21 protein-coding genes and 1 tRNA gene are annotated in these 26,992 nt (G+C 73.9%); 16 read left to right on the forward strand and 6 right to left on the reverse strand.

Annotated features, from left to right (window positions below; all coding sequences use genetic code 11):
• Positions 1-114: 114 nt before the first annotated feature.
• Positions 115-190: transfer RNA gene (locus ACH4K1_RS19745), tRNA-Thr, on the forward strand.
• A gap of 104 nt (positions 191-294) precedes the next feature.
• On the opposite strand, the gene ACH4K1_RS19750 is transcribed toward ACH4K1_RS19745, so the two are convergent.
• Positions 295-1,392 (reverse strand): hypothetical protein, encoded by a 1,098-nt coding sequence (locus ACH4K1_RS19750; protein ID WP_398090579.1) that lies wholly within the window; start codon positions 1,390-1,392, stop codon positions 295-297.
• Between the two features lie 222 nt (positions 1,393-1,614).
• Between ACH4K1_RS19750 and ACH4K1_RS19755 the strand changes: the two genes are divergently transcribed.
• Entirely contained in the window at positions 1,615-1,791 is a 177-nt protein-coding gene (locus ACH4K1_RS19755; RefSeq protein ID WP_398090580.1) for a hypothetical protein, read from the forward strand.
• A gap of 246 nt (positions 1,792-2,037) precedes the next feature.
• On the opposite strand, the gene ACH4K1_RS19760 is transcribed toward ACH4K1_RS19755, so the two are convergent.
• A complete protein-coding gene (locus ACH4K1_RS19760) occupies positions 2,038-2,475 on the reverse strand; it encodes a hypothetical protein (RefSeq protein ID WP_398090581.1) in 438 nt (145 codons plus the stop codon).
• A 321-nt stretch (positions 2,476-2,796) separates the two neighbouring features.
• Between ACH4K1_RS19760 and ACH4K1_RS19765 the strand changes: the two genes are divergently transcribed.
• The 5 genes from ACH4K1_RS19765 to ACH4K1_RS19785 all read left to right on the forward strand — a co-directional run bounded on the left by ACH4K1_RS19765 (position 2,797) and on the right by ACH4K1_RS19785 (position 8,700).
• The gene (locus tag ACH4K1_RS19765) at positions 2,797-3,315 is read left to right on the forward strand and encodes a hypothetical protein (RefSeq protein ID WP_398090582.1); all 519 of its coding nucleotides are present in this window, start codon (positions 2,797-2,799) and stop codon (positions 3,313-3,315) included.
• A gap of 110 nt (positions 3,316-3,425) precedes the next feature.
• Positions 3,426-4,316 (forward strand): DUF4097 family beta strand repeat-containing protein, encoded by an 891-nt coding sequence (locus ACH4K1_RS19770; RefSeq protein ID WP_398090583.1) that lies wholly within the window; start codon positions 3,426-3,428, stop codon positions 4,314-4,316.
• A gap of 255 nt (positions 4,317-4,571) precedes the next feature.
• The gene (locus ACH4K1_RS19775; RefSeq protein ID WP_398090584.1) at positions 4,572-5,573 is read left to right on the forward strand and encodes an ATP-binding cassette domain-containing protein; all 1,002 of its coding nucleotides are present in this window, start codon (positions 4,572-4,574) and stop codon (positions 5,571-5,573) included.
• Positions 5,570-6,361 (forward strand): ABC transporter permease, encoded by a 792-nt coding sequence (locus ACH4K1_RS19780; RefSeq protein WP_398090585.1) that lies wholly within the window; start codon positions 5,570-5,572, stop codon positions 6,359-6,361. The genes ACH4K1_RS19775 and ACH4K1_RS19780 overlap by 4 nt, the downstream gene beginning before the upstream one ends.
• 347 nt (positions 6,362-6,708) lie before the next feature.
• Positions 6,709-8,700 carry a PAS domain-containing protein gene (locus tag ACH4K1_RS19785; protein ID WP_398090586.1) on the forward strand — a complete coding sequence of 664 codons (1,992 nt, stop codon included), beginning with the start codon at positions 6,709-6,711 and terminating at the stop codon, positions 8,698-8,700.
• A 320-nt stretch (positions 8,701-9,020) separates the two neighbouring features.
• Here the strand turns inward: ACH4K1_RS19785 and ACH4K1_RS19790 are convergent, their stop codons facing one another.
• Together ACH4K1_RS19790 and ACH4K1_RS19795 are read right to left on the reverse strand one after the other, a co-directional pair.
• Positions 9,021-10,412, reverse strand: a complete 1,392-nt coding sequence (locus tag ACH4K1_RS19790; RefSeq protein WP_398090587.1) for an ATP-binding protein — start codon at positions 10,410-10,412, stop codon at positions 9,021-9,023.
• Positions 10,409-11,110 (reverse strand): response regulator transcription factor, encoded by a 702-nt coding sequence (locus ACH4K1_RS19795; RefSeq protein WP_398090588.1) that lies wholly within the window; start codon positions 11,108-11,110, stop codon positions 10,409-10,411. The genes ACH4K1_RS19790 and ACH4K1_RS19795 overlap by 4 nt, the downstream gene beginning before the upstream one ends.
• Before the next feature lie 76 nt (positions 11,111-11,186).
• On the opposite strand from ACH4K1_RS19795, the gene ACH4K1_RS19800 reads away from it, so the two are divergent.
• The 6 genes from ACH4K1_RS19800 (at position 11,187) to ACH4K1_RS19825 (ending at position 18,129) form a co-directional block, all read left to right on the forward strand.
• Positions 11,187-11,786 (forward strand): hypothetical protein, encoded by a 600-nt coding sequence (locus ACH4K1_RS19800; protein ID WP_398090589.1) that lies wholly within the window; start codon positions 11,187-11,189, stop codon positions 11,784-11,786.
• Positions 11,787-12,389: 603 nt separating this feature from the next.
• The gene (locus ACH4K1_RS19805; RefSeq protein WP_398090590.1) at positions 12,390-13,649 is read left to right on the forward strand and encodes a choice-of-anchor A family protein; all 1,260 of its coding nucleotides are present in this window, start codon (positions 12,390-12,392) and stop codon (positions 13,647-13,649) included.
• Positions 13,650-13,883: 234 nt separating this feature from the next.
• Entirely contained in the window at positions 13,884-14,681 is a 798-nt protein-coding gene (locus ACH4K1_RS19810) for a peptidoglycan-binding protein (RefSeq protein WP_398090591.1), read from the forward strand.
• Positions 14,682-14,704: 23 nt separating this feature from the next.
• A complete protein-coding gene (locus ACH4K1_RS19815; RefSeq protein ID WP_398090592.1) occupies positions 14,705-15,205 on the forward strand; it encodes a hypothetical protein in 501 nt (166 codons plus the stop codon).
• Between the two features lie 312 nt (positions 15,206-15,517).
• Positions 15,518-16,432 (forward strand): diiron oxygenase, encoded by a 915-nt coding sequence (locus tag ACH4K1_RS19820; protein ID WP_398090593.1) that lies wholly within the window; start codon positions 15,518-15,520, stop codon positions 16,430-16,432.
• An 8-nt stretch (positions 16,433-16,440) separates the two neighbouring features.
• The gene (locus ACH4K1_RS19825) at positions 16,441-18,129 is read left to right on the forward strand and encodes an FAD-dependent oxidoreductase (protein WP_398090594.1); all 1,689 of its coding nucleotides are present in this window, start codon (positions 16,441-16,443) and stop codon (positions 18,127-18,129) included.
• Between the two features lie 153 nt (positions 18,130-18,282).
• Here the strand turns inward: ACH4K1_RS19825 and ACH4K1_RS19830 are convergent, their stop codons facing one another.
• On the reverse strand, positions 18,283-19,755 hold the full coding sequence (locus tag ACH4K1_RS19830; RefSeq protein ID WP_398090595.1) for an MFS transporter: 1,473 nt from the start codon (positions 19,753-19,755) through the stop codon (positions 18,283-18,285).
• Between the two features lie 159 nt (positions 19,756-19,914).
• Between ACH4K1_RS19830 and ACH4K1_RS19835 the strand changes: the two genes are divergently transcribed.
• The gene (locus ACH4K1_RS19835; RefSeq protein ID WP_073771126.1) at positions 19,915-20,361 is read left to right on the forward strand and encodes a MarR family winged helix-turn-helix transcriptional regulator; all 447 of its coding nucleotides are present in this window, start codon (positions 19,915-19,917) and stop codon (positions 20,359-20,361) included.
• A gap of 30 nt (positions 20,362-20,391) precedes the next feature.
• Here the strand turns inward: ACH4K1_RS19835 and ACH4K1_RS19840 are convergent, their stop codons facing one another.
• Positions 20,392-21,792: an NAD(P)/FAD-dependent oxidoreductase gene (locus ACH4K1_RS19840; protein ID WP_398090596.1), complete on the reverse strand. Its 1,401-nt coding sequence runs from the start codon at positions 21,790-21,792 to the stop codon at positions 20,392-20,394.
• 149 nt (positions 21,793-21,941) lie between these two features.
• Between ACH4K1_RS19840 and ACH4K1_RS19845 the strand changes: the two genes are divergently transcribed.
• Complete coding sequence (locus ACH4K1_RS19845) at positions 21,942-22,856, forward strand: aminoglycoside phosphotransferase family protein (protein WP_398090597.1); 915 nt, start codon at positions 21,942-21,944, stop codon at positions 22,854-22,856.
• 330 nt (positions 22,857-23,186) lie between these two features.
• Positions 23,187-26,978, forward strand: a complete 3,792-nt coding sequence (locus ACH4K1_RS19850) for an FG-GAP-like repeat-containing protein (RefSeq protein ID WP_398090598.1) — start codon at positions 23,187-23,189, stop codon at positions 26,976-26,978.
• Positions 26,979-26,992: the final 14 nt, after the last annotated feature.

A 26,992-nucleotide genomic window follows, 5' to 3' on the forward strand; every position in this document is an offset into this window, starting at 1 on the left:
GCGTTCAACGAACAGGTGAGTGAGAGGTTACGGCCGCCCGATATGCCTGCTCATGGGGAAGCAGGGCTGTGTAGAGTTGTGGCGTCCCGATGCGCGTCTTCGGCGTGCGGCATTGCCTCCTTAGCTCAGTCCGGCCCAGAGCAGCTGTCTTGTAAACAGCAGGTCGTCGGTTCGAATCCGACAGGGGGCTCAGCGAGAAGCCCAGGTCAGGTCTTGTCTGACCTGGGCTTCTGTCGTCGCCGTGGATGCGGCGGCATCGGCGGGAGCCAGCCGCGCCGGGGGCGGGCGCGGGTCTCAGTACCGCAGCAGCGCGGCCACGCCGGCGGAGTCGGGGAGGGTGCCGTCCGGGACGAACAGCACCTCCGATTCCGCCGCCACGGCGCCGTCGACCAGGCGTTCCACGATGTCGGTGGCGACACCGGGCGGGGACGGCCGGACGTCGGGGTCCGGGTTCGGCAGGGTCACGGGGTCGGGGACCTGGACGGTCTCCAGTTCGCGGCCCGCGCCGACGATGCGGCCGGCGAGCACCAGCGACTCCTCCAGGACCAGCCGCCGCACGCGGCGGTCCGCGACCGCGGTCCACACCTGTTCCGGGCCGTCCGCGACCCTGTCCTGCCCGCGCGCCTCATCGAGCTCCGACACCGCTTCGGCGGTCTGCCGGGCGTGGAAGTCGTCGAGGGCCGGCCGCAGCCGCTCCGCCAGGTCCTGCGGGGAGGCGCTGCCCATGCCGGCCAGCGCGAGCGTCCCGGCGACCTGCCTGCCGTGGGCGGTGAGCCCCTCGAACGCGGGGAGGACCTTCGTGCCTCCGATGACGAACAGCGGCAGCGGGCCGTGCGCGTCGAGGTATTCGCCGAGGTGCCCGTCGACCGCCTTCAGGTACTGCTCCACCCGCTCCTCGTGCCCCCGGTACGGGGCCGCGCTCGGGATCGGCCCCGGGATCGCGTCCTCGGGCGACGGGATCTGCGGTGCGGCGGGGAAACCGTGCTCGGTCACCTCGGTCAGCCTCCGGACCGACCCGCGGTAGAGCCGGGACGTCTCCTGGTCCAGGACCAGCACCAGGTACGGCCGGGACCGCTGCTCGGCGTCCACCAGGTACCGCACGAGGAACTCCTGGGCGAACTCCACCCGCGGCCGGACTTCCTGCGGTGACGTCACGCGCCACACCTGCACCGGCTCGTTCGCCGCCACGTACACCACCATGGCGTCGCCTTCGGGCGACGGATCGGCGGCCCGCTCGATCGCGTCGGGGTCCAGCAGGCGGTCCCTCAGCTGCAGCCGCGCCTCCCTCTCCACGTCCGGATCGTCGGCCAGACGGCGCTTGGCCTCCGTCACCAGGTCGCGCAGCAGGATGCGGTCCTTGTCGTTGAACCGGTAGTCCGGGTCGGTCGGCATGACCAAGGTGATCGCCGGGTACGACCGAGGCTTTCCCAGTTCTGCACGGATTTGGGAAGTCAGTTCAGAGATATGCACGTGGTGAGCATCACACCGATTTCGCGGCGCCGCAGCGCGAGCGTCCGCCGGTCGCCGCGCCACGGGCTCCGCAGTACGGTGATGGGGAACGTTGTCTTCCGAACGCCAGGGTCCTGGACGCGATGCACGCGAGGAGGCCGACTCATGGGGAAGAAGCAACCGGCGAAGGGCCAGCACGGGTTGGGGGCGCGGGGGCAGGGGAAGCTCGTGTACTTCCACGGGCAGGTCCCCGAAGCCGCGAAACAGCCCAAGGAGCAGCGGACCGGCACGGGTGGACCGCCTCCCGAGCGTCGCCGGAACGGCGGTCGCTGGGTCGAGTGAAGCGCCCCGGGGGCCGAGGGCCGGGAGGCCCGGAACCGTCCCCGGGGGGCCGCGCCCATCCGTACGGTCATCATTCCGCGGAGTTCGGCACCGCTCTCGCGGGAGCGGGAGCGGGAGCAGCCGCTGTCGGAGTCGGTCCCGCCCGGTCCTCACCCGGGCGGGACCTTCTTTTCGTCTGTCCGGGGGAGCCGGCTGTGCGCCCCTTCGGCCTCGCGTCCCGCCCCGCGGGCGGCGAGCGTCGCCGCGTCATCCGGGGGTGCCGGGCGGAGGCAGGGGGGACCGGGCTCCGATGGTCAGCTCCACCTCGTCCTGCTGGAGGGCCATCCCCTTGACGCTCCAGGTGCTTTCGTCGAGGGGAGTGCCGGCCGCCGTGGTGTGGGCGGCGACGGTGAGGGTCGTGGCGGTACCGGTGCGGAGTTCGGCCGCGGCGGCCGTGCCGTCGGAGAACCGCAGGTAGAGGTCGAGGGGCTCCGGGGCGGTGGCGAACGCCTTCGGGCGGTGCAGGCCCTGGAGGCGGCAGCGGACGCCCGGGAACAGGTGGGTGTGGGAGCAGAGGGCCAGGCAGGAGGCCGGCGGGTCTTCGGCCCGGCGGGCGGCCTCGGGGCTCTGCGGGCTCCGGCGGTCCTGCGGGTTTCGGGGGTTCTGCGGGCTTCCGGGGTTCTGCGGCGGGGGCGTGGGGGGCATGGGGCTCCGGTGGGTGGGGGCGCGAGGCCGTGCGGCCCGGTGCGCGGCGTGGTCGTTCTCCGTCTGTACCTCGGCCTACGGCGACAGCGGGTGCGCCACGCGGGGGGTGGTGCCATGGGGCGCCGGAGTGGCGTCAGGTGGCACACGCAGGTGCCGCGTGGTGCCATGTGGCGCTTGTTTGGTGCCACCGCGGGGTGGTTGAGGGGTTCTTGTGGTGCCGTGGTGGCGATGTAGGCGGTAAAGCGGCAGGTCAGATAGGTTCTTCAGAAACCTGTGCCAATGTGGCTCGACGTGGTGCCATTCATGTGCCATAGTTGAGCCATGGACCTCACCCCCTATGTCGACAACCTCCGGCGGGAGCTCGCCGCCGCAGCGGACGCCAGCGGAGACGAAGCCCGCGCCCTGGCCGAGCGGCTCAGCGTTCCCCTGGAATCCGCCGCCCGGCTGACCCTTCTCAACGTGCTCTCCGCCGCCATGGGAGAGGTCACCCGGGAGCTGGCGCCCGGCTCGGTGGACGTGCGGCTGCGCGGACTCGACCCCGAGTTCGTGGTGACGCCGCCGCCCGCTCCGGAGCCGGCGGCCGAGGTGCGGGAGCCGGCCCCGGCCCCCGTCGTAGCCGCGCCCCCGGCCGGGGAGGCCGACGACGGGACCATGGTGCGGATCAACCTCCGCCTCCCGGCCCACCTCAAGGGCCGGGCCGAGGGGGCGGCGGCGGCCGAGGGCCTGTCGGTCAACGCCTGGCTCGTACGGGCCGTCTCCCTCGCCCTCGACGGCGGCGAGCGGCCGGGCGCGCCGCGCCGGACCAAGAGCTCCGGCGGCTACACCGGCTGGGTCCGCTAGGCCCCGGAGGGCCCGGGTCCTCTCCGTACCACCTTCACCGGCGGATCGCCCGATCCCGCCGACGTAACCGAGCACTCACCCACACCACGAGCCACGAGGACGGGACGACCATGCCTTCTTTCGCCACCCCCGCGCCGATCTCCGCCGTCATCGAGCTGGACGCCGGCACCGCCCGCATCACCGCCGGCAAGCGCGCCGACACGATCGTGGAGGTGCTGCCGGCGGACGGGGCCGACAAGGACGACGTACGCGCCGTGCAGCAGACCGAGGTCTCCTGCACGGACGGACGCCTCACCGTCAGAACCCCGAAGAAGCGGTCCCTGTTCGGCAGGCCGGGCTCCGTCGTGGTGAGCATCGAGCTGCCCGCCGGGTCCGACGTGCGGGGCGCCTCCGCCCTGGGCGGCTTCACCTGCGAAGGGCCTCTCGGGGACGTGCGGCTCAAGACCTCGCTGGGCGACCTCCGGGTGGAGGAGGCGGCCCGCGCCGAACTCTCCACCGACCACGGGGACATCCGGCTGGACCGCTCCACCGGGGACGCCGGGATCACCGGCTCCGGCCGGGTCGAGGTCGGTGCGGTCGCCGGGTCGGCCGTCGTCAAGAACGGCAACGGCGCGACCGGGATCGACGAGGTCTTCGGAGAGCTGAAGGCCAACGCGGCCAACGGCGACATCTCCGTCGGCGTCGTCCACGGCAGCACCGTCGCCAAGGCCGCCAACGGCCGGATCGAGATCGGCACCGCCCACGCCGGGGTGGAGGCGACCACCTCCAACGGGCGCATCCGCGTCGGTGACGTGGTCCGCGGCCGCGTCACCCTCCGCACCTCCGTCGGCGACGTCGAGGTCGGCATCCACGAGGGCACGGCGGCCTGGCTCGACCTGGAGCCCAAGTACGGCACCGTGCGCAACGGCCTCGGCGCCGCCACCGGCCCCGAGGACTCCGACGAGACCGCCGAGGTGCACGCCCGGACCGGGGCGGGCGACATCCTCATCCGCCGCGCCTGACCTCCGGGCCCCGCACCGCCTCTCCCCGCCCGCACCGCCACTCACCCCGCACGTTCCCACCGGGCCGGCCCGGCCCCCGCACGCCCTGGGGCCGGCCCGCCCCCACCCCTGCCCCCGGGCCGCCCGCGCCCCCCGCTGTTCCGGCCCGCCTCCGCCCCGGCCCCCGGGCTGCCCATGCCCCCCGCTGTTCCGGGTCGTCCGTATCCGCTCCTGCCCTCGGGCCGCCCGCGCCCACCGCTGTGAAAGGGACTCCGCATGACTGCCACCCCGCCCCCCGCACCGCGTGCCGCCCAGGTCGCGACACCGGCGATCGCCGCCACCGGACTGCGCAAGTCCTACGGCGACAAGGTCGTGCTCGACGGCATCGACCTGTCGGTCCCGCAGGGCACCGTCTTCTCCCTGCTCGGCCCCAACGGCGCGGGCAAGACCACCGCCGTCAAGATCCTCTCCACCCTCGTCTCCGCCGACGCCGGCGACCTTCGCGTCGGCGGCCACGACCTGGCCGCCGATCCGCACGCCGTGCGGGCCGCGATCGGCGTCACCGGCCAGTTCTCCGCCGTCGACGGTCTGATCACCGGCGAGGAGAACATGCTGCTCATGGCCGACCTGCACCACCTGTCCCGGCGCGAGGGGCGGCGGGTCGCCGCCGAACTGCTGGAGCGTTTCGACCTCGTGGAGGCGGCGAAGAAGCCCGCCTCCGGCTACTCCGGCGGTATGAAGCGCCGCCTCGACATCGCCATGACGCTGGTCGGCGGACCGCGGATCATCTTCCTCGACGAGCCGACCACGGGCCTGGACCCGCGCTCGCGCCACACCATGTGGGGGATCGTCCGCGAGCTGGTCTCCGACGGCGTCACCGTCTTCCTCACCACCCAGTACCTGGAGGAGGCCGACGAGTTGGCCGACCGCATCGCCGTCCTCCACGGCGGGCGGATCGCGGCCGAGGGGAGCGCCGACGAGCTGAAGCGGATCGTGCCCGGCGGCCACGTCCGGCTGCGGTTCACCGACCCCGTCGCCTACCGGTCCGCCGCCACCGCCCTGCGCGGCGGCGCCGGGGACGACGAGACCCTGTCGCTCCAGATCCCCAGCGACGGCAGCCAGCGCGATCTGCGCTCCGTCCTCGACCGGCTCGACGCGGCCGGCATCGAGGCCGACGAGCTGACCGTGCACACCCCCGACCTCGACGACGTGTTCTTCGCCCTCACCGGCGCCCCCGTGCCCGCCCCGACCCACCAGCCGAAGGAGGCTGTCCGATGAGCTCCCTCTCCCTCGCCGTCCGCGACTCGTCCACGATGCTGCGCCGCAACCTGCTGCACGCCCGGCGCTACCCCTCCCTCACCCTGAACCTGCTCCTCACGCCTGTCATGCTCCTGCTGCTTTTCGTCTACATCTTCGGCGACGTGATGAGCGCGGGCATCGGCGGCGAGGGGGCCGACCGCTCCACGTACATCGCCTACATCGTTCCGGGCCTGCTGATGCTCACCATCGGCTCCACGGTGATCGGGACCGCGGTCTCCGTCTCCAACGACATGACCGAGGGCATCATCGCCCGCTTCCGCACCATGGCGATCCACCGCGGTTCCGTGCTCGTCGGGCACGTCGTCGGCAGCGTGCTCCAGAGCGTGCTGAGCGTGGTCCTGGTCGGCGCGGTCGCCGTGGCCATCGGGTTCCGGTCCGTGGACGCCACCGCCCTGGAGTGGCTGGCCGCGTTCGGGCTGCTCGTCCTCTTCTCCGCCGCCCTCACCTGGATCGCCGTGGGCATGGGGCTGATCAGCCCGAACGCCGAGGCGGCCAGCAACAACGCCCTGCCGCTGATCCTGCTCCCGATGCTGTCCAGCGCGTTCATCCCGGTGGAGACGATGCCGGGATGGTTCCGGCCGATCGCCGAGTACCAGCCCTTCACCCCGGCCATCGAGACGCTGCGCGGGCTGCTGCTCGGCAGCGGGATCGGCCACAACGGCTGGCTCGCCGTGGGCTGGAGCGTCGGGCTCGTGGTGCTCGGCTACTTCTGGTCGACCGCGAAGTTCGCCCAGGACCCCCGGTAGCCGGCCCGCCCCGGGGCCCCGAACGGTCCCGGAAGCCCCGGCGGCGGCCCGCGCTCGAACCGAGCGCGGGCCGCCGCCGTTCCCGAACCCGGCGCGAGGGCGCGGTACGGGGTGCCGTACGGGCCCGGCGCGCGTACCCGTACCAGCCGGACGCCGACCCGGTACGGGCCCGGGGCCGAGGGGGTACGTGAGGGCAGGCACAGGGGCTCGTTAAGGCACCCCTAAAGATCGGCCGCGCCCCTCCGGCCGGGCCGGGGGCGGGGTTCGCCGGGTCTAGGTTGAGTTCGCCGTCCGGCTGTGGCGCCCCAGCGCCCACGCGAGAGAAGCCCGTGACAGGGAGCGCCGTCGTGAACCACCCGTCCCCGCCAGGTATCGGCCGTCCCGCCGCCGTCCTCGACGCGCTGCCCGACGGTCTCGTGCTCGTCGACGACAACGGCACGGTCGTCAACGCCAACGCCATGGCGCTGGCCCTCTTCGAAACGCCCGGCACGGCCGTCGTCGGGCGCGGACTGCTGGACCTGCTGCCGGAGTTCGACTGGCGGCAGGCCCCGGGCCCCGCCGACCGCCCCGCTCCGAGCCCCGAGGGGACCGGCGCGTGGATGCGCGCCGGGGCGCGGCGGATGAGCGCCCGGCGCACCGACGGCTCCGCGTTCCCCGCCGAGGTCTCCGTCACCGGCGTACCGGACGCGGGCATACCGGACTCCGGTCCGTACGGCCGGGACGCCCCGGGCCACCTGCTCATGCTCGTCGTCCGGGACCTCACCGGCGCACTGGACGCCGAGGCCGAACTCGCGGAAGCCCGGCGGCAGACGAAGGCCGTGCTGCGGGCCGTGGCCGAGGGCGTCGTCGGCACCGACGCCGAAGGCCGGATCGTGCTGGTCAACCCGGCCGCCGCCCGGATGCTCGGCCACCGGGCGAGCGAGCTGGGCGGCCAGGAGCTCCACCCGCTCGTCCTGCACTCCCGCGCGGACGGCGAACCGTTCCCGTTCGCGGAGTCGCCGCTCGCCGACACCCTGCGCACCGGACGGACGAACAGCGTCCGGGGGCAGACCCTGTGGGACCGCGAAGGAGACCGGCTCCTCGTCGACCTGACCGTGGTACCGGTCCGGGAAGGGGACCAGGTGGCCGGCGCCGTCCTCACCTTCCGCGACCGGGGCCCCGAGCAGCGGCTCGCGCACCGGCACGCGGCCGAACTCACCGCCCAGGCCCAGCGCCACGGGGCCGAGCTGCGCCGCCACGAGCAGCGGTACGAGGGTCTGGCCGAGCGCCACCGGAGCCTGACCGCCGCGGTGGACGGTGCGCGGCGCGGGCACCTGGAGGAGCTGCGCTCCGAACTCATGACCCTGGCCGCCGACGACGCCGGCCGGCTGTGGCCGGAGGCCGGGCGGCTGCTCGACCGGCTCGCCACCGGGTACACGCGGATGGCCGCCGTGCTGGACGACGTGCTCGACCACCAACGGCTCGCCTCCGGCGCGGTGGAGCTGCGGCGGCAGCCGGTGGACGTCGGCGACGTCGTGCGCGAGGGCGTGCGCCGGTCCACGGAGCTGCTCGGGCCCGAGCGGGCGCGGTTCGCCCTGCGCAGCCCGGCGGTCCGGGCGGAGGTGGACCCCGAGCGGCTGGCCGTGGCCCTCTCCCACCTCCTCACCGACGTCGCCCTCCCGGAGGGCCGGGTCTCGGCCGGCCCGGAGGAGGAGGCCCTGACGACGGTCGCGGTGGTCCGGAGCGGCGAGGCCGTGCGCATCGAGGTGCGGGGGCCGTACGTCGGCGGCGACCCGGTCCACCAGTCGATCGTCTCCGGGGTCGTGGGCGTCCACGGCGGGGCCGTGCAGTGGTATGAGGCGCCGGGCGCGGGGGGCGGTGTGTACGTGATCGAGCTGCCGGTCCGCTCGGCGGCCGGCACGGCGGAGGGGCTGCCCCACCCGGACACGCAGGTGGCCGCGGTCGGGGGGCCGCCCTCGGGACGGCGTCGCCGCCGTGCCCGCCACGCGTCGTCCGAGGCGGGGCACGACGGACGTACGACGACGGGTACGGCGGCCTGGACGACGACCGGAACGGGGTCGGCGGCCTGGGGGGAGCCGGGGGGCGGGACGAGCACGGGCGGCGGGCCCGAACGGGGTCCGGCGGCCGGGCCGGGGACCGGCGCCGGGCTCGACCCGCTCCCTGCGACCGTGCCCGTCTCTGCCCGGTGGGCCGGGACCGTGCGCGCGTCCGGAGCCCGTCACGGCAGCGGTCACGGCTCCGGCCGTCCCTCCGGCCGTGCTGCGGGGGCGGCGGCCGAACCGCTCGGCGCCCGCGTCGTGCTGTGGCCCACCGCGGAGGGGTCCGGGCGGGCGTCCTGACCCGTCCGACGACGGTTGCGCCCGTCAGCGCCTGCGCCTGCGCCTGTACGTCCCGCGGCCCGTGCCCCCTTCGGCCCGTGCCTGTACGCCGTACGCCCCGCCGCCCGTACGTCCCCTCACCCCGCGGCCCGTATGCCCGTACGTCCCCTCGGCCCGTGCCCGTACGCCCGTACGCCCCTCGATCCGTACGCCCGTATGCCCGTCGGCCCGTACGCCCCTCGGCTCGTCCGTCCGGTCGGCCGCCGGGGCGGGGGAGGCCGTGGGCGGAAAACCCTGTACGGGCCCCCGCGTACGGGTTTCCGGCCGCGGGCCCCCGGTGCTCAGCTCGACGTGACGCCCGGTCGGCCGCGACGCCGGGACGATCTGCGGTCGCGGCGGCGGGACTGCTCCCCGGGCCCCGCGTTGAGCTGGATCCAGACCCGGACCTCCGCGCCGCCGTACACGGAGCGGCCGATCCGGACGTCGCCGCCGGTGGACTCCGCCATCTGCCGCACGATGTCCAGCCCCAGCCCCGTCGAACCGTCCCGCCCACCGTCGTTGCCCCGGGCCAGCGCGGCCTCCGGGTCCGCGATGCCCGGCCCGGCGTCCGAGACGAGGATGATCACCGCGTCCTGGCTGCGGTGCATGTCCAGCGAGAAGGCGGTCCCCTCCGGGGTGTGCTGGAAGATGTTGCCCAGCAGCGCGTCGAGAGCGGCCACCATGTCGGCCCGCGGCACGGGGACGTACACCGGCTCCTCGGCCCCCGCGACGTCGATGGCACGCCCCTCGTCCTCACCGAGGGCCGCCCAGAAGTTCATGCGCTCGCGGATGACCTCGGACGCGTCGCACCCCGCGCCCAGGAGCGGCCCGGCCGTCCTCGGCTTGGCCTCGCGCGCCGCGCGGATGATGGTGTCCACCTCGCGCTCCAGGTGGGCGACGGCGGAACGGGTCTGGTCGGCGGCGGTCCCCTCCCCGAGGGAGGCGGCGTTGAGCCGCAGCACGGTCAGCGGGGTGCGCAGGCGGTGGGAGAGGTCGGCGGCCAGCTCCCTTTCGTTGGCCAGGAGTTCGACCACCTGGTCGGCCATGGCGTTGAACGCCTCGGCAGCCCGTCGCAGCTCCCCGGGGCCCTCCTCCGGCACCCGGACCTCCAGGCTTCCCCGGCCGAGCTGCTGGGCCGCGCCGGCCAGCCGCTCGGCCGGCCGGGTCATCCGTACGCCGAGGCGGTCCGCGACCAGCACCGAGCCGGTGACCAGGGCGGCGCCGACACCGGCCAGCACCAGCCAGGCGAAGGCGACCCCGCGGCCGACCTCGGCCTCCGGTACGAAGACCTCCACGATGCAGATCTTCCCGGACCCCAGGGCGAAGGGCTGGAGGAACGCCGAGCCGCCGGGCACCGCCGTGACCCCGGCGTGCTTGAGCTCCCGGGCGATCTCCACCGCCTCGTGGTCGGTCCGCACCCGGCCCATCTCCACCTCCCCGCCGCCCTTGGAGGCGGGGAGGTGGACGGCCATGCGCCCGTCCGCGCCCGCCTCGGTGGACAGGACGGCCTGGAGCAGCTGTTCACGGTCGGTGGTGATGGAGAGCGTCGGGCCGAGCGCGTTCGCCTGCCGTTCGGCCTGGGAGAACGCCCGGTCCGACGCCATCTCCTTGACGACCAGGGCGAGCGGCACGGCGAAGGCGAGGACGACCATGCCGGTCACGGCCAGGCAGACCTTGATCAGCGCCCATCTCACCGCGGGGGTTCCAGCTTCACGCCGACGCCCCGGTAGGTGTGCAGGTAGCGCGGGCTGGCGGCGGACTCGCCCAGCTTCCGGCGCAGCCAGGAGAGGTGGACGTCCACGGTCTTGTCGGCCCCGTAGGGCTGGTTCCAGACCTCGGCCAGCAGGTCCTTGCGCGAGACGACCCGGCCGGGGCGTTCGGCGAGGTAGGCCAGCAGGTCGAACTCGCGTCGCGTCAGGTCGAGTTCCCTGCCGTCGAGGGAGGCGGCCCGGCGCGTCGGATCGACGGATATCCCGCCGACGCTGATCACCTGGGGCGGCGGTGCGGCGGCTCTCCGGCCGCCCGCGCCCGCGCCGGAGCGCCGGAGGACGGCGGCGATGCGGGCGGTGAGGTGCTCGGCCGAGAACGGCTTGGTCAGGTAGTCGTCGGCGCCGTCGTTGAGCAGCCGGACGATGCCCGCCTCGTCGTCCCGGGCGGTCGCGATGATGACGGGGACGTCGGCGATGCCGCGGAGCATCTTCAGGGCTTTGCCGCCGTCGAGGTCGGGCAGCCCCAGGTCGAGTATCACCACATCGAAATGGAGTTGGGAGATCTCACGCAACGCCTCCAGTGCGGTGCCCACACTCCGCACGCTGTGGGAGGCGTCGGTGAGGTGCCTAATGAGGGCAGCGCGTACGAAGTGGTCGTCCTCGACCAGGAGCACACTAGCCATGAACGGAACCGTACGCTATTCAATGAAACGATTTGCAGCGCCTTCGGCGAAGAACCCCCGGCGACCATGGATCAGGATGCGACGACTACTGAAGCAGGGAATTGCCTGGACGCTGTCCACGACGGCGGCGGGCATGGTGTCGTGGTGGGGCGTGCATACGGTGATGGCGGCCACCGCCTATCCGCCGCCGTCCCCGATAGCCCTGACGGAGACGCAGGTGGAGGAAAAGCGGCGGGAGGACTCCGGGCCGGCCCCCACGCACCGGCCGGACGCCGGGAAGGCGACCGCCCGGCCGACGCCGACGGGCGGGAGCGGCGAGCCCGCGGAGAAGCCTTCGCCGGGCCCCACGCCGAGCATCGGGGCGTACCCGACACCGTCCCGCGGCGCCGCCTCCCCCTCGCCGGAGCCGGACGGGGCGGCGGGCGGCTCGGACGACCGGCCCACGGAGGGGACCGGCGAGGTGAAGGGGTACGCCGTCGACGGCGGCCGGGTCGCCTTCGACATGAAGCGGGACTACGCGGAACTGGTCTCGGCGGCCCCCAACGCGGGGTGGCGGATGCAGGTCTGGAAGCACCCGCTCTGGATCCGGGTGACCTTCACCCAGGGCGACCGCGAGATCAGCGTCTTCTGCAGCTGGCACGAGCACCCGCCGCTGGTCGAGATCGAGGGGCAGTGACCCCCCCCGGCCGGGATCGAGGGGCAGTGACCCCCCCTGGCCGGGATCGCGGACCGGGGGCCAGGCCCCGCGGCGGCGCCGGGGCGGTCGTCGCGAGAGGCGGTGGACGGGCGCCGGGAGCCGGACGCTCCGGGGCGGCGCGCGGCCGGGGAGCCGCTGCGGCACCGCCCGGTCGCGTCCGTAACGATCCGGACTCGGCAGCGTTAACCCCGTCTCCCGGCGGAATGGGGGAGGGGGGCGGAGCCGTACGGGCGGCCGGCGGACCCCGAAGCCGTGGGACCGGCCCGGACGCCCCCCGGGGCCACCGTTCCGGACCCTTTCTCCGTACGGCTTATAACTCCCTTAACCATGCGCTGAGACAGCGTTAGCAATTTCTCGGAATGGGCACTTCCGGGAACGTGGTGACGCCCCTTTTTGCGGGTGATCTCCGCTGCTATCGTCACCGCTGTGCGCAAGCGAGAACTTACATTCAAAAGTACCGGCATAACAGCCGCATTGGCTCTTTCGCTCGGTCTCATCGGTGCCGGAACCATCGTTTCGGCCACCCCTGCATTCGCCACGGGAAAGGCGGGCAGATCTGATTCGTGCCCCGCTCCCGGAGAAATGCCCGGCCTCGGCCACAACCCGACGTTCACGGACGGCGGCGTCGCCCTCTTCGCCGGTGGCGACTACACCGCCGAAGGCGGCTCGGCGGAGGCCGAGGGGCTGCTCCTCGTCGGGGGGAACGCCACGTTCGCCAAGAGCGGCGGGGTCTTCAACGTCGGGCGGGTCGGCATGGGCTCGGGGATCATCCCCGCCTCCGGCGACGTGATGCTCGCCGTGGGAGGGAACCTGTCGGTCGCCAAGGGGGTGACCCTCGACGTCGGACACGGCCTCACCTCCGGCCCGCGCTACGGCGGTTCGGTCCGCGTGGGCGGCAAGCTCGACGTCCAGGGCGGTCTGGAGACGAACGGCGGCCAGAGTCCCGACGGGCTCGGCAAGGACGCCGCGCTGAAGCCGCACGCCGGCTCCGGCGCCACGATCACCAAGGAGTCGGCGCGCCTGGGGGCGCTGGAGCCCACCGGGAAGACCGAGGCGAAGGGCGGCTCGGTCACCTTCCGGGGCGCCGGGAAGGGCGGGCTCCAGGTCTTCGAGATCTCCGCCGCCGACATCAACGACGCCTCGACCTTCACCTTCGAGTCCCTGCCGGCCGGATCGTCCGTCGTCGTCAATGTCACCGGCTCCCAGCCCGTGAAGATTTCCCCGATGGCCGTCGGCTTCGACAACGACCGGGTCGACGTCTACAGCTCGTCGAAATTCGGTGAAGCTGCTTCACGAATTCTTTACAACTTCGAGGATTCCACGTCGCTGACCCTGGGCGGCGGAGGCAACTTCATGGGGTCCGTTCTCGCCCCCGCGGCCTCCGCGGACATCACCGCGAGCACCAACGGCCGGCTGTACGTCGGAGGGGATCTGACCACCCGGGGCTCGGGGAACGAGAGCCACAACTACCCCTGGAACGGCACTCCGCCCTTCTCCTGCGAGCCGGGCGAGCCGGGTGGGCCGGAGAAGCCGGAGGAGCCGGAGGCCCCGTCCACGCCGACGCCCCCCGCCACCCCGGAGGAGCCCGGAACGCCGGAGGAGCCGGAGGCCCCCGGCACGCCCGAGGAGCCGGGCACCCCGTCCGAGCCCGGTGAGGAGACCCCCTCCGCCGAGCCGTCGGAGCCGTCCGCCGAGCCGTCGGAGCCCGCTCCGGAGCCCGAGAAGGAAGGCGACCTCGCCCTCACCGGCGCCGGTTCGACGGGGATGATCGCCGGCGCCGCCGCCCTGGTGATCGCCGCAGGCGCGGCCATCGCCTTCATGACGCGCCGCCGCCGCGCGTGACGCGCCGGACCGGGTGAGCGGCCCCCCGTGCGGGGCGGCGCGTCGGCGTCGCCCCGCACGGGCGGACGGAGCGCAGATCCGCCGCCCGTGCCCCGCCCCGCGACATACCCGGGGCGTGACGACCACCACAACGGAGGCCACAGGACCATGACTTCCCGGCAGCACTCGCGGACCGGCCCGCAGGGAAGTGCGGACGCGCCGAGGCGGGGCGCCGTCTGTTTCGAGGCGAGCCCCGTGTTCGGGTACCTCGCTCCTCCGGACGGAGCCGACGCCACCGTCGACCAGGAGGTGCTCAGCCTCTTCGCGGAGCCCCCGGCCCGGCCCGCCGCGCCGGACACGGGACCGCCCGGGCCCTGCCCCGAGGAGGAGCCGGGCCCCGTACCGGTACCCCGTGCCACCGCCCCGCAGGAGACGCGCCGCCGCGCCCGCCGCCGCACCTTCGGGTGGCTCGCCGTGTGCGGCATGGTGGTCTGCGCCGCCTCGGCGGCCGTGCTGTACGGGTTCGCCGGCGCCCAGGAGGCCGACCGGGTCGTCACCGTCGAGGGGCCCCCGCCGGCGGCCCCGGCGACGCCGCCCGCCGTCGAGAGCTCCGTGGCCCCCGACCTGGTCCCGTCGCCCACCGCGACCGCGACCGCCTCCGCCTCCGCCACGCCCACCCCCGTGGCGACCCCGTCCGCCGCCCCCACGCCGAGCCCGAGCGCGACGCCGAGCGAGGCCGCCCGGGCCCCCTCGGCCTCCCCGACCCCCGCCCCGCCGCCCGCGCGGCCCTCCCGGGAGCCGGAGGCGCCGCCCCGGCTGTCGGTCGGCAGCACGGGGCCCGTCGTGGCCGAACTCCAACGGCGGCTGGATCAGGTGCGCGTCTACCACGGCCCCTACGACGGGGTGTACGACGACGAGCTGGCCGACGCCGTGTACCGGTTCCAGTGGATACGGGGGGTGGACGACGAGCCCGGCGTCTACGGACCCGCCACCCGGGAAGCCCTCGTCGCGGAGACGTCGGGCGCGGGCGACCGCGACGGGTCGTCCTGGTGAGGGGCGGGGAGACGCGTACGCCCGTGCGGCGCGTCTGCGAGTTCTGCGGGCGCGGGCTGGCCGCCGCCCCGGTCACCGGCGCTCCCCGCAGATTCTGCGGGGAGGAGTGCCGCCAGGCCGCCCACCGCCGCCGCCTGTGCGCGGGCCCCGCCGCGACGCCCGCCGTACGCCCCGCCGCGACGCCCGCCGTACGGCCCGTCGCCGTGCCCGCCGTGCGGTCCACCGCGACGCCCGCCGTACGGCCCGTCGCCGTGCCCGCCGTGCGACCCCCCGCGACGCCCGTGCGGGCCCCCGGGCGCCCCGCCGGGAGAACCCCTCCGCGACGGCCCGCGCCCCCCGCCCCCTCGGCCGACGCGGTCGCCGAACTGGCCCGGCGGGTACGGGAGCAGGCCCACGACCTCGTTCGGCGGCTGCCGACCGCCGACGACGCGGAGGCCCTGCGGCGGGTCGCCCAACTCCGCGAACAGCTCGACGGGCTGACGGCGGCGGTCGTCGGACGGGCCTGCCGGGGGCCCGTCCGCTGAGCCGGGGGCCGCGGTGCGAGCCCTGGGGCCGGAGTGGCGCGGGGCGTGAACTTCCCTTGTGCGGCAAGGAGATGCGGTGAGTATCCGGGCTGATTTCTACCAGGGGGTAGGCCGACCCGGGGTCCTTGTTATACCTTGCGTCTAACAAGCGGGTGGGGCCCCGGCCGGTGCCGACTCCGGCATGGGCGGGCGGCGGTGCGGGCCGTCGCCCCGGCTCCAGTGATCCCGCGCGGCCCCCGTACCCCACGGGTTCGCCGACGTACGCCCTCGTCACGACCAAGGATCACCGCACTCGACCCAAGGAGCCGCAGCATGGCCGGCAGCACTGTTCCGTCGAAGGTCCAGGAGAGCCCGGAGGGCGACGACGTCGCACGGCGGCTGCTCGACTCGGCCGCGCAGCTGGCGTACGACCCGGCCACCGAGGTGGACTGGGACACCCCGCTGGACAAGGACTTCCACGGCGCGAGCCCGGAGTGGTGCAGCCTCTACGGGACCGCGTACTGGGGAGAGATGACCGAGGCGCAGCGCAAGGAGCTGACCCGGCAGGAAGCGGCGTCGGTCGCCAGCACGGGCATCTGGTTCGAGATGATCCTTCAGCAGATGGTGCTGCGGGACATCTACATGAAGGACCCGGCGGGCGCGGAGTTCCAGTGGGCGCTCACCGAGATAGCCGAGGAGTGCCGCCACTCGATCATGTTCGCGCGCGGCGCGCGGAAGCTCGGCGCCCCCCACTACCGCCCGCGGCGCGCGGTGATGGAGCTGGGCCGGGCGTTCAAGACGCTGGCGTTCGGCGAGGCGGCGTACGCGGCGATCCTGGTGGCCGAGGAGGTGCTCGACGTGATGCAGCGGGACTGGATGCGCGACGAGCGGGTCGTGCCGTTCGTCCGCACCATCAACAACATCCACGTGGTGGAGGAGTCCCGCCACATGAAGTTCGCCCGGGACGAGACCCTCAAGCGGCTGGAGGGGGCGGGGTGGGCGCGGCGGCAGATCAACGCGTTCGTCGTCGCCGTCGCCTCGTACTTCATCGTGACCAGCATGGTGAACCCGAAGGTCTACCGGCGGGCCGGGCTCGACCGGAAGCGGGCGCTGGCCGCCGCGAAGGCCAACGAGCACCACAAGTCGATGATGCGGTCGAGCTGTTCGGGGCTGATGGACTTCCTGGCCTCCGCCCGCCTGCTCACCAAGCCCGCCCTCGCGTTCTACAAGCGCGCGAACCTGATCTGAGCCGGGACATGACCTACGCCATCACCCAGACCTGCTGCAACGACGCCACCTGCGTGGCCGTGTGCCCGGTCAACTGCATCCACCCGACGCCGGAGGAACGCGCCTTCGGCTCCACCGAGATGCTGCACATCGACCCCCGGGCGTGCATCGACTGCGGGGCCTGCGCGGACGCCTGCCCGGTGGACGCCATCTTCCCGGTGGACTCGCTGACCGGCGGACAGCAGGAGTACGCGGAGATCAACGCCGCCTACTACGCGGACGCGGAACCGCCCGCGGCGGAGGTGGAGGGGCCGAACTTCCACGTCTGGGGCGAGCCGGTCTTCGAACGGTCCCTGCCGTCCGACTTCGGGCCGCTGCGGGTGGCGGTCGTCGGCACCGGGCCCGCCGGGATGTACGCGGCACAGGACCTGCTGCTGCACACGGCCGCCGAGGTGACCCTGATCGACCGGCTGCCGGTGGCGGGCGGGCTGGTCCGGTACGGGGTGGCCCCCGACCACCCCGCGACGAAGAAGGTCGGCGACACCTTCTCCCGCTTCCACTCCCACCCCCGGGTCCGGATGCACCTGGGCATCGAGGTGGGCCGGGACGTCACCGCCGAGGAGCTGTCCGCCCACCACGACGCGGTGGTCTACGCGGTCGGGGCCTCCACGGACAAGCGGCTCGGCGTGCCGGGGGAGGAGCGGCCCGGCTGCCTGTCGGCCACGGCGTTCGTCGCCTGGTACAACGCCCACCCGGAGGCCGTCGCGCAGGGGCTGGACCTCTCCGCCGAGCGGGTCGTCGTGGTGGGCAACGGCAACGTGGCCCTCGACGTCGCCCGCATCCTGGTCGCCGACCCGGAGGCGCTGGCGGCCACCGACATCGCCGCCCACGCGCTGGACGCGTTGCGGGCGAGCCGGGTGCGGGAGGTGGTGGTGCTGGGGCGGCGGGGCCCCGAGGACGCGGCGTACACCCGCTCCGAACTCCTCGCGCTGAAGCACCTGTCGGGTGTGGAGCTGGTGGTGGACGACCATGATCCCCGGACGGCGGCGGCGATCGACGCGGCCGGTCCGGGCGACCGGGCCGGGGACCTGCGGGGTCTCGCCCGGGTGCGGACGGACGCCTCGGCCGCCACGGCCTCCGGGGACTCCGCCCGGCGTATCGTGCTGCGCTTCCACTCCGAGGCGGTGGAGATCCTGGGCGACGGCGACGGCGACGGCGACGGCGGCGTGCGCTCCGTACGCGTCACGGACGGCGGCGGGGACGGCACGGCGGACCTCTCCGCCGGGCTGCTGCTGCGGGCCATCGGCTACCGGGGCCTCCCGGTCGCCGGGCTGCCGTTCGACGAGGCGAAGGGAACCGTCCCGCACGAGGGCGGCCGGATCGCCGGGATGCCCGGCAGCTATGTGGTCGGCTGGATCAAGCGGGGGCCCTCCGGCGGGATCGGCGCCAACCGCACCTGCGCGGCCGAGACGGTCGGCACGCTCCTGGCCGACGCGGTCGCCGGGAGGCTGCCCGCCCCGGCGGGCGACGCCAAGGCGTTCCGCCGCCTGGTCCGGCAGCGCAACCGCCGCGTCGTGGACGCCCGCGGCCTGGCGGCGATCGACCGGGCGGAACGCGAGCGCGGGCGGGCGACGGGCCGGCCGCGGGTGAAGCTCGCCACGGTCGAGGAGCTGGTGGCCACGGCGAGGTCCCGGCGGCTGCTGCGGCCGGTGCGCTGACGCGGGCCCGTACCGAGCCGTACGACGCCCGGTGCGGCGGTGCACCCGCACCGGCAGCGGTAGCCGCATCGGTACCGGCGTCGTACGAAGTCCGGCCCGGGGCCCCGCGGTTCGCACCGCGGGGCCCCGGGCCGTCGTGTGTCCGGTGGGCGGTCAGGCCGTGGACCGGGACGCCTTCGCCGCGCCGGCCGCCGGTTCGGAGACGGCGGCGGGGCCGGGGAGTCCGGCCGCCGGGCGTACGGGGATGAGGGCGGCGACCACGGCCGCCGCGAGGCCGACCCCGCAGCCGATCAGCATCGCGGCCCGGAAGCCGTTCTCGGAGGGCAGCGGGAAGCCGCCGAAGTCCGTGGTCATCCGGGAGAGGACCACCCCGATCACCGCCGCCGCGAACGACGTGCCGATCGAGCGCATCAGGGCGTTGAAGCTGTTGGCCGACGCGGTCTCGGACTGCGGCACCGCACCCATGATGAGCGCGGGCATCGCCCCGTACGCGAAGCCGACGCCCGAGTTGCAGACCAGGGTGACGACCAGCAGGCTCCACGGGGAGCCGGAGCCGATCAGGGGGACGGACAGGCCGTAGCCGGCGGCGATGAGCAGGCTGCCCACGGCCAGGGTGACCTTGGGGCCCTTGGCGGCGGACAGCTTCGCGCCGACCGGGGACATCGCCATCATCATCAGCCCCGCCGGGGCCATCCACAGCCCCATCGCGAGCATCGACTGCCCCAGGCCGTACCCGGTGGCCTCGGGCAGTTGGAGCAGCTGGGGCACGACGAGGGACTGGGCGTACATCGCGAAGCCGACCAGGACCGAGGCCGTGTTGGTCATCAGGACCTGGGGGCGGACGGTGACCCGGAGATCGACCAGCGGGTCGCTCCGGCGCAGCTCCCAGCGGCCCCAGGCGGGCAGCAGCACGGCGACGGCGGCGAACAGGGAGAGCGTGGTGCCGTCGGTCCAGCCCCAGTCGGCGCCCTTGGAGACGGCGAGCAGCAGGCAGACGAGCGCCGCGCCGAGGCCGACCGCCCCGAGCAGGTCGAAGGAGCCGGACCGGGTGGCCGGGCGGTCCCCGGGGACCAGGGCCAGGATCAGCGCGCCGACCGCGAGGGCCAGCACGGCGACCACCCAGAACAGCACCCGCCAGCTCGTGTTCTCCGCGACGGCGGCGGCGAACGGCAGGCCCAGCGCGCCGCCCACCCCCATCGACGCGCTCATGATCGCGATGGACGGGCCGAGCTTCTCGGCCGGCACCACGTCGCGCAGCAGGCTGATGCCGAGCGGGACGACGCCCATGCCGAGGCCCTGGAGCCCGCGACCGGCGATCATCGGGACCACCGACGAGGACAGGGCACAGACCACCGAGCCGAGGATCAGCGGGGCCAGCGAGAGCAGCAGCATGCGCCGCTTGCCGTACATGTCGCCGAGCCGGCCGGCGACGGGTGTGGCCACGGCGGCGGCCAGCAGGGTGGCGGTGATCACCCAGGAGGCGTTCGACGCGGAGGTGTCGAACATCTTCGGCAGCTCCGCGATCAGCGGCACCACCAGGGTCTGGGTGAGCGCCGCCACGATGCCGGCGAAGGCCAGGATGCCGACCACGCCTCCCGGGCGGGGTGCGGGGGGTGAACTCTCCACGGGTACTGCTCCTCGTGTCCTTCGTGCCCTCGCGGGCCGGGCGGTCGTTTCGGATGTCCGACCATGCAAGATACACGTAATGTGCATCATGCATATCGTGTGTACAGTGCACATCTATCGTGAGAGGCGCAGGTCACCGAAGGAAGAGCGGAAGAGCGCGTGGACAAGCCCATCGACCGGATCGAACGCGAGACCATGCTCCTCGGCCGGTACATGCACCTGCTCACCCCGCGCGTGGAGTGGCGGCTCGACCGCTCCGCCTACATCCTGCTGAGCCGCATCCAGGCGGAGGGCCCGATGTCCATCGGGCAGCTCGGGGACGCCTTCGGCCTGGACGCCTCCACGCTCAACCGGCAGACCGCCGCGATGCAGCGGGCCGGGGTCGTCGAGCGCATCGCGGACCCGGACGGCGGGATCGCCCGCAAGTTCGCCATCACCGAGGAGGGGGAGCGCCGCCTCGACAGCGACCGGTCCCGGAACGTGGCGGGCCTCGCGAAGGTCCTCGCGGACTGGACCCCCGAGGAGGCGGAACAGCTCGCCGCCTCCCTCAGCCGGCTGAACCTCTCCATCGAACAGCTCGACGGACGGCCCTGGCCCCGCGACTGACACCGGGGCGGGGGCGGTCCGGGAGCGGGTTCAGCGGCGGCCCGCGATGCGGTCCGCCGCCTTCGCCACGGGGTCGGTGCCGGGGCGCGGCGACGTGGTCTCGCGGCGGTCGGCGGCGCGGTAGGCCGCGTACATCCCGTGGACGCCCAGCCAGCGGAAGGGCTCCGGCTCCCAGCGGCGGACCTTGTGGTTCACCCACGGCAGGGCGGTGAGGTCCGTCGGGCCCGCCTGGCCGGAGTCCTGCTGGATCAGGTCGCGCAGGGTGCGGGCGGCGAGGTTGGCGGTGGCCACGCCCGAGCCGACGTAACCGCCCGCCCACCCCAGCCCCGTGGAGCGGTCGAGCGTGACCGTGGCGCACCAGTCGCGCGGGACGCCGAGGACGCCGGACCAGGCGTGGTCGATGGGGACGCCCGCCGTGGTGGGGAAGAGCCGGACCATCAGGTCGCGCAGGGCGGCGACGGTGGCCGGCCGGGTGCGGCCGTCGTCGTCGGTGGCCGAGCCGAAGCGGTAGGGGTGGCCGCGCCCGCCGAGCGCGATGCGGTCGTCCGCGGTGCGCTGGGCGTAGAAGTAGGCGTGCGCCGTGTCGCCCAGGGTCTCGCGGCCCTCCCAGCCGATCGTGTCCCAGATCCGGGCGGGCAGCGGCTCGGTGACGATCATGGAGGAGTTCATCGGGAGCCAGGTGCGCTTCTGGCCCTTGAGGCTCGCGGTGAACCCCTCGGTGCAGCGCAGGACGTACGGGGCGCGGACCGTGCCGTACGGGGTCACCGCGTGCTTGGGCTTGATCTCGGTGACCGGCGTCGACTCGTGGATGGTCACCCCGAGCGCCTCCACCGCGTCCGCGAGGCCCTTGACCAGTTTGGCCGGGTGCAGGCGGGCCCCGTGCGGGGTCCAGGTGGAGCCGACCGCCCCGGCCACGTGGACGCGTTCGGCCGTCTCGCGGGCCCCGCGCAGGACGCGGTCGGTCTCCCCGAAAGCGATCTCCACGCTGTGGAAGTCCTTGAGCCGGGCGAGCTGGGCCGGGGTGCGCGCCACCTCCAGGACGCCGCCCCGGTGGACGTCCGCGTCGATGCCCTCCTCGGCGGCGACCCGGACGACCTCGCCCACGGTCTCGTTCATCGCCTTCTGGAGCCGTACGGCGGCGTCGTGGCCGTGCAGCTTCGCGTACCGGTCGCGGCCCGCGACGCCGTTGTACAGCCACCCCCCGTTGCGGCCGGAGGCCCCGTACCCGCAGAACCTGGCCTCCAGGACGGTGATGTTGAGGAAGGGGGCCGCCTTCTTCAGGTAGTACGCCGTCCAGAGCCCGGTGTAGCCGCCGCCGACGATGCAGACGTCGACGTTCGTGTCGCCGGGGAGGGGTTCGCGCGGGGCGGGGACGCCCTCCTGCGCGTACCAGAACGATATGCCGCCGACGACGGTACTGACGGTGCCCATGATGCCCCTGGTGTCCCTGTGCGGTGAGATGCCGAGCGTATGTCTGGCGGGACGTTACTGCGCGCGGGGCCGATCCGTCTCCTGTGCCGTATCGCCCGGTCCGGATCGTTTCCCCTTCCGCTGCCGCGCCCCTCCCTAGGATCGGGGGCGTGATCGAGATCCCCGCGGAGCTGGCCGCCACGCAGTCCCGGTACAACGGGGCGGCGGGCCGGGCCTTCGTCGCCGCCCTGCCGGACCTCGCCGCCCGGTGGCTGGAGCGGTGGGGGCTGCGGGTGGACGGCCCGTCGATGCACGGGATGTGCGCCCTGGTCCTGCCGGTGGTGCGGGAGGCGGACGGGCGGCCCGCCGTGTTGAAGCTCCAGGCGGTGGACGAGGAGACGGCGGGCGAGCCCGTCGCGCTGCGGGCGTGGACCGACGCGGGGGCCGGGGCGGTGGAGCTGCTCGACCACGACCCGGAGAGCGGCGCGCTCCTGCTGGAACGGCTCGACGAGCGGCGGCCGTTGTCCGGCGAGCCCGATGTGCGGGAAGCGGTGGGGGGCCTCGGCGCGGTGCTGGCCCGGCTGGCGGCGGTGCCCGCGCCGGAGGGGCTGCGCACGCTGGGCGGGGTGGTGGAGCGGATGCTCGATCAGGCCCCGGAGAAGACGGCCCTGCTGGCCGACGCGGCGGACCGGCGGCTGCTCGCCGACTGCGCGGCGGCGGTACGCGAGGTGGCGGGGGAGCCGGGGGACCGGCTGCTCCACTGGGACCTGCACTACGACAACATCCTGGCCGGCCGCGCGGAGACGGGGCGGGCGGGGGAGTGGATCGCGCTCGACCCGAAGCCGCTGGCGGGGGATCCGGGCTTCGAACTGTTCCCGGCGCTGGACAACCTCTTCGACGCGGACGAGGTGGTGTGGCGGTTCGACGCGTTGACGGAGGCGCTGGGTCTGGACCGGGACAGGGAGCGGGCGCGGGCCTGGACGTTGGGCCGGGTGCTCCAGAACGGGCTCTGGGGGGCCGGGAGCGGGGAGGTCCGCGTCGCCCCGGACCACGCGGAGATCGCGCGGCGGCTGCTGAGGCGGTGAGAGGGGGCGGGACGGAGGGAACCCGGCCGCTCCGCGCCACCGCGTCAGTCGGACGTCAGCGAAACGGCAGCACCGACAGCGAGGCTCTGCCTCGGCCGCGCCGACCGCCGGCCCCGCCTTCCTCGTGCCCGTCGCCCGGGACCACCCCGGCCACGGGGCGGTCCCGGTCGACGGGGCCGGCGACGTCGCGCGGTCCGTGGCCCACCAGCGAACCGACCACCAGCCAGAGGGATGCACATGAAACGTTCTCGGTCTTTCGGGCACCGGCGAAGACGACCACTTTTCTCGGTAGGGAGGGCAAGGGCGGACGGCTCCTGGCCCGCCGCTTCCGTGCCCGCCCCGCCACGTGCCCGCCTCGGCGCACGGCTGATCGCCGCCTCCCTCGCGGGAGCGCTGCTCGCCTCGGTCACGGCAGTGGTGGGGTCGTCCCCCGCCGTCGCGGCCCCGGGCGACCCGGTGACCGGCCCGCCCACCGACACGACCGTGGTCATCCAGAGCGTCGGAGACGACAACGGGGGTGCGGGAGGCGGCGGTTACCAGATCTCCGGTACCGAGCTGCTCCACCGCGCCACGCCCCCCAAGGGCAACGAGGACAACCAGTGGTGGTACCTCCAGGCGTCGGGCCCCAGCAGGTACAAGGTCAGGAGCCGCACCCTGGGCGACCGGTGCATGGGGCGGGACGCCAACGCCGAAGGCGCAGCGCGGCCGGCCTTCCGCGACTGTGCCGGCCCCGGCACGGACTGGGAGTTCCACCGGTACAAGGGGGATCAGTACAAGATCCGCCCGGTGGGACACGTGGAGTACCTGCAGACCCCGGCGGAGGTCGACAAGGAGGACCGGGAGAACGGGGGCGACGTGACGATCGAGTCCCCGGTGGCCGGCGACAGGCAACTCTGGTACGTCACCCGCATGTCGCCCACGAAGCAGGCGATGCCGGCCGATCCGACGTTCGACCAGCGGACCTATCTCACCGCGCACAACGCCTTCTACAACCAGGACGACGCGGACGGCGCGGCTCCGATGCCGAGCCAGTCCCACTCCATCCGGGAGCAGTTGGCCAACGGCGTACGCGGTCTGATGCTCGACGGCTACCACCACAACGGCAGAGTCCGGATGTGCCACGGCGCGTGCATTCCGACCAGCCAGCCCATGTCCGACGTGTTCACCGCCATCGCGGACTTCTTGAAGGACCCGGCCAACGGGAACGAGATCGTCACCGTCTTCCTGGAGGACTACGCCTCGTACGACGAGCTGGACGCCGAGGTCGGGGACGATCTCAAGCCCGGCGGTCAGCTGGCGGGCATGGTGTTCAACCCGACCGCGGCGACGATTCCCGGTTGGTCCTCGGACATCGCCTGGAACGTGAAGGCGAACGGGTGGCCCAAGGTCTCGGACATGGTCAAGCACGGCAAACGGCTCGTCCTGTTCTCCGACCGCTCCGACAAGGCCGGTCTCGGCTTCCAGCACGGTAAGGACTGGACGGCCGAGAACTACTGGTCGATGGGTGCGGGCATCGGCAACTCGGACTGGTCCTGCCGCAGCCGGTGGGACGAGCTTCCGCTGGCGAAGGAAGAGCCGAAGTTCCGCAGGCTGTTCGTCATGAACCATTTCCGGGACGCCGCGTACGAGGACACGGCCCGGAACGACAACGCGAAGATCGTCAATCGGGCGCAGCGGTTCTGTTCACCCGCCGCCCGCAAGAAGCCGAACTTCATCGCGGTGGACCAGTACGACACCTCCTGGGCCCAGCCCGTGCCGAAGAGCGACGCCCTGGCGGCCGTGAACGAGCTCAACACGTACACGTACCACGACGACACCCCCGGCCAGGGCGGGACGCCCGACGAGCTGGGCCCGGACTGGACGGTTCCCCGCCTCGCGGTCATGCCGCTCGGCGACTCCATCACCGAGGGGGCGGGCAGCTCCACCCGGTCCAGCTACCGGGCCGCCCTGTGGCCCAAGCTCGTGCCGCGCGCGGGGACGCTGGACTTCGTCGGCTCGCTGAGACACGGCCAGTTGCCCGACCTCGACCACGAGGGCCATTCGGGATGGCTCATCGAGGGCCTCTCGGCCAACATCGACTCCTGGATGGAGCAGTCGAAACCGAACGTCGTGCTGCTGCACATCGGCACCAACGACATGGACCGCGACCACCAGGCCGCCACCGCGCCCGCCCGGCTGGCCGCGCTGATCGACCAGATGATCGCGGCGTCCCCGCAGACCACGATCGTCGTCGCCTCCCTCGTCCCGTCGACCTCCCCGGCGGTCCAGGCGCGGATCGACGCGTACAACGCGCAGATCCCGAACATCGTCGCCGAACGGCAGGCGCAGAAGCACAAGGTCCAGTTCGTCAGCATGGACTCGCTCACGCACGCCGACCTGAAGGACCGGCTCCACCCCAACGACCAGGGCTACGTGAAGATGGCCGACGTCTTCGCGGACGGCCTCTCGCAGGTCGCCCGCAAGGGGTGGATCAGCGAGCAGGTCGTCGTGCGCCCCGCGCCGCCCCGCGCGGGGGTGGGCGACTACCAGGTGGACCTGAACGCGGACGGCCGCGCCGACTACCTCGTGGTCGACATGAACGGTGCTGTACGGGCCTGGCTCAACAAGGGCGGTGACGGCCGCGGCGGCTGGACCTCCGCCGGCCAGGTCGCCTCGGGCGTGAACCTGGCGGGCGGTCAGGTGCGGTTCGCCGACCTGAACGGCGACGGGTACGCCGACTATCTCGTGGTCGATCCGAACGGCGGGGTACGGGCCTGGTTGAACCAGGGCGGCACCGGCGTCAGCGGTTGGACCGAGGCCGGGCAGGTCGCCACCGGCGTGAACCTGGCGGGCGGTCAGGTGCGGTTCGCCGACCTGAACGGCGACCGGTTCGCCGACTATCTCGTGGTCGATCCGAACGGTGCGGTGCGGGCCTGGCTGAACAAGGGCGGCACCGGAACCGGCGGTTGGACCGCCGCCGGACAGATCGCCTCCGGCGTCGGTGTCGCCGCCGACCAGGTGCGGTTCGCCGACGTCAACGCCGACGGGTTCGCGGACTACCTGGCCGTGGCCGTCAACGGGGCCGTCCAGGCGTGGCTGAACAAGGGCGGCACCGGCATCGGCGGCTGGACGGCGGTGGGGCAGATCGCCTCCGGCGCCGGCGCTCCCGGTTCCTCGGTCCGCTTCTCCGACATCAACGCCGACCGCCGCGCCGACTACCTCGTGGTGGACGCGGGAGGTGCGGTGCGGGCCTGGCTCAACGAGGGCGGCGACGGCACCGGTGTGGGCGGAGGCGGCTGGACACCCGTCGAACCCTTCGTGACGGGCGTGGGAGCCCCGGCGGACCAGATCCGCTGGGCCGACGTCAACGGGGACGGCAGGGACGACTACCTCGTCGTCGCGCCGGACGGCTCGGTGCGTGCCTGGAGCAACAACGGCGCCGCCCGAGGCTGGACCTCCGCCGGCCAGATCGCCACGACCGTGGGCGCTCCCGGCTCGTCGGTGCGGTTCGCCGACGTCGACGCGGACGGCCGCGCGGACTATCTGGTCCTCGGCGCAGACGGCTCCGTCCAGGTGTGGCTGAACAACGGCGGCATCGGCCAGGGCGGCTGGACAGCGATCGGCGTGTACGCCTCGGGCACCGGAGCCCCGGCCGCTCAAGTCCGGTTCGCCGACGTCAACGCGGACGGCCGTGCGGACTACCTGGCGGTCGCCGCCGACGGGTCGGTGCGCGCGTGGCTCAACCAGGGCGGCAACGCCAACGGCGGCTGGAGCGGCGCCATCCGCCTCGCCACCGGCACCGGGGCCACCGGTGACCAGGTGCGGTTCGCCGATGTCGACGCGGACGGCCGTGCGGACTACCTGGCGGTCGCCGCCGACGGGTCCGTCAAGGCGTGGCGCAACAAGGACGGTGCCGGAAACTGGACCGCCCTCGGCGCCTACGTCCCCGCCACGGGCATCCCCGCCGCACAGGTGGTGTTCGCCGAGGCCAACGGCGACGGCCGCGCCGACTACGTCGCTCTCGCCCCGGACGGCTCGGCGCGCGCCTGGCTGAACACCGGCGGCGAGATCTCCGGCGGCTGGTCGGGCCTCGGCCAGATCGCCTCCGGCGCGGGAGCCCCGGCGGCCCAGGTGCACATCTGACCCGGGCCGCGCAC

Source organism: Streptomyces sp. NPDC017448 (assembly GCF_044330565.1).
Lineage (GTDB): Bacteria > Actinomycetota > Actinomycetes > Streptomycetales > Streptomycetaceae > Streptomyces.

Bases quoted from the DNA above. Each gene is read 5' to 3' on its own strand.
- ACH4K1_RS19750 (WP_398090579.1), bottom strand. From the start codon at position 1,392: ATGCCGACCGACCCGGACTACCGGTTCAACGACAAGGACCGCATCCTG.
- ACH4K1_RS19755 (WP_398090580.1), top strand. From the start codon at position 1,615: ATGGGGAAGAAGCAACCGGCGAAGGGCCAGCACGGGTTGGGGGCGCGG.
- ACH4K1_RS19760 (WP_398090581.1), bottom strand. From the start codon at position 2,475: ATGCCCCCCACGCCCCCGCCGCAGAACCCCGGAAGCCCGCAGAACCCC.
- ACH4K1_RS19765 (WP_398090582.1), top strand. From the start codon at position 2,797: ATGGACCTCACCCCCTATGTCGACAACCTCCGGCGGGAGCTCGCCGCC.
- ACH4K1_RS19770 (WP_398090583.1), top strand. From the start codon at position 3,426: ATGCCTTCTTTCGCCACCCCCGCGCCGATCTCCGCCGTCATCGAGCTG.
- ACH4K1_RS19775 (WP_398090584.1), top strand. From the start codon at position 4,572: ATGACTGCCACCCCGCCCCCCGCACCGCGTGCCGCCCAGGTCGCGACA.
- ACH4K1_RS19780 (WP_398090585.1), top strand. From the start codon at position 5,570: ATGAGCTCCCTCTCCCTCGCCGTCCGCGACTCGTCCACGATGCTGCGC.
- ACH4K1_RS19795 (WP_398090588.1), bottom strand. From the start codon at position 11,110: ATGGCTAGTGTGCTCCTGGTCGAGGACGACCACTTCGTACGCGCTGCC.
- ACH4K1_RS19800 (WP_398090589.1), top strand. From the start codon at position 11,187: ATGCGACGACTACTGAAGCAGGGAATTGCCTGGACGCTGTCCACGACG.
- ACH4K1_RS19805 (WP_398090590.1), top strand. From the start codon at position 12,390: ATGCCCGGCCTCGGCCACAACCCGACGTTCACGGACGGCGGCGTCGCC.
- ACH4K1_RS19820 (WP_398090593.1), top strand. From the start codon at position 15,518: ATGGCCGGCAGCACTGTTCCGTCGAAGGTCCAGGAGAGCCCGGAGGGC.
- ACH4K1_RS19825 (WP_398090594.1), top strand. From the start codon at position 16,441: ATGACCTACGCCATCACCCAGACCTGCTGCAACGACGCCACCTGCGTG.
- ACH4K1_RS19840 (WP_398090596.1), bottom strand. From the start codon at position 21,792: ATGGGCACCGTCAGTACCGTCGTCGGCGGCATATCGTTCTGGTACGCG.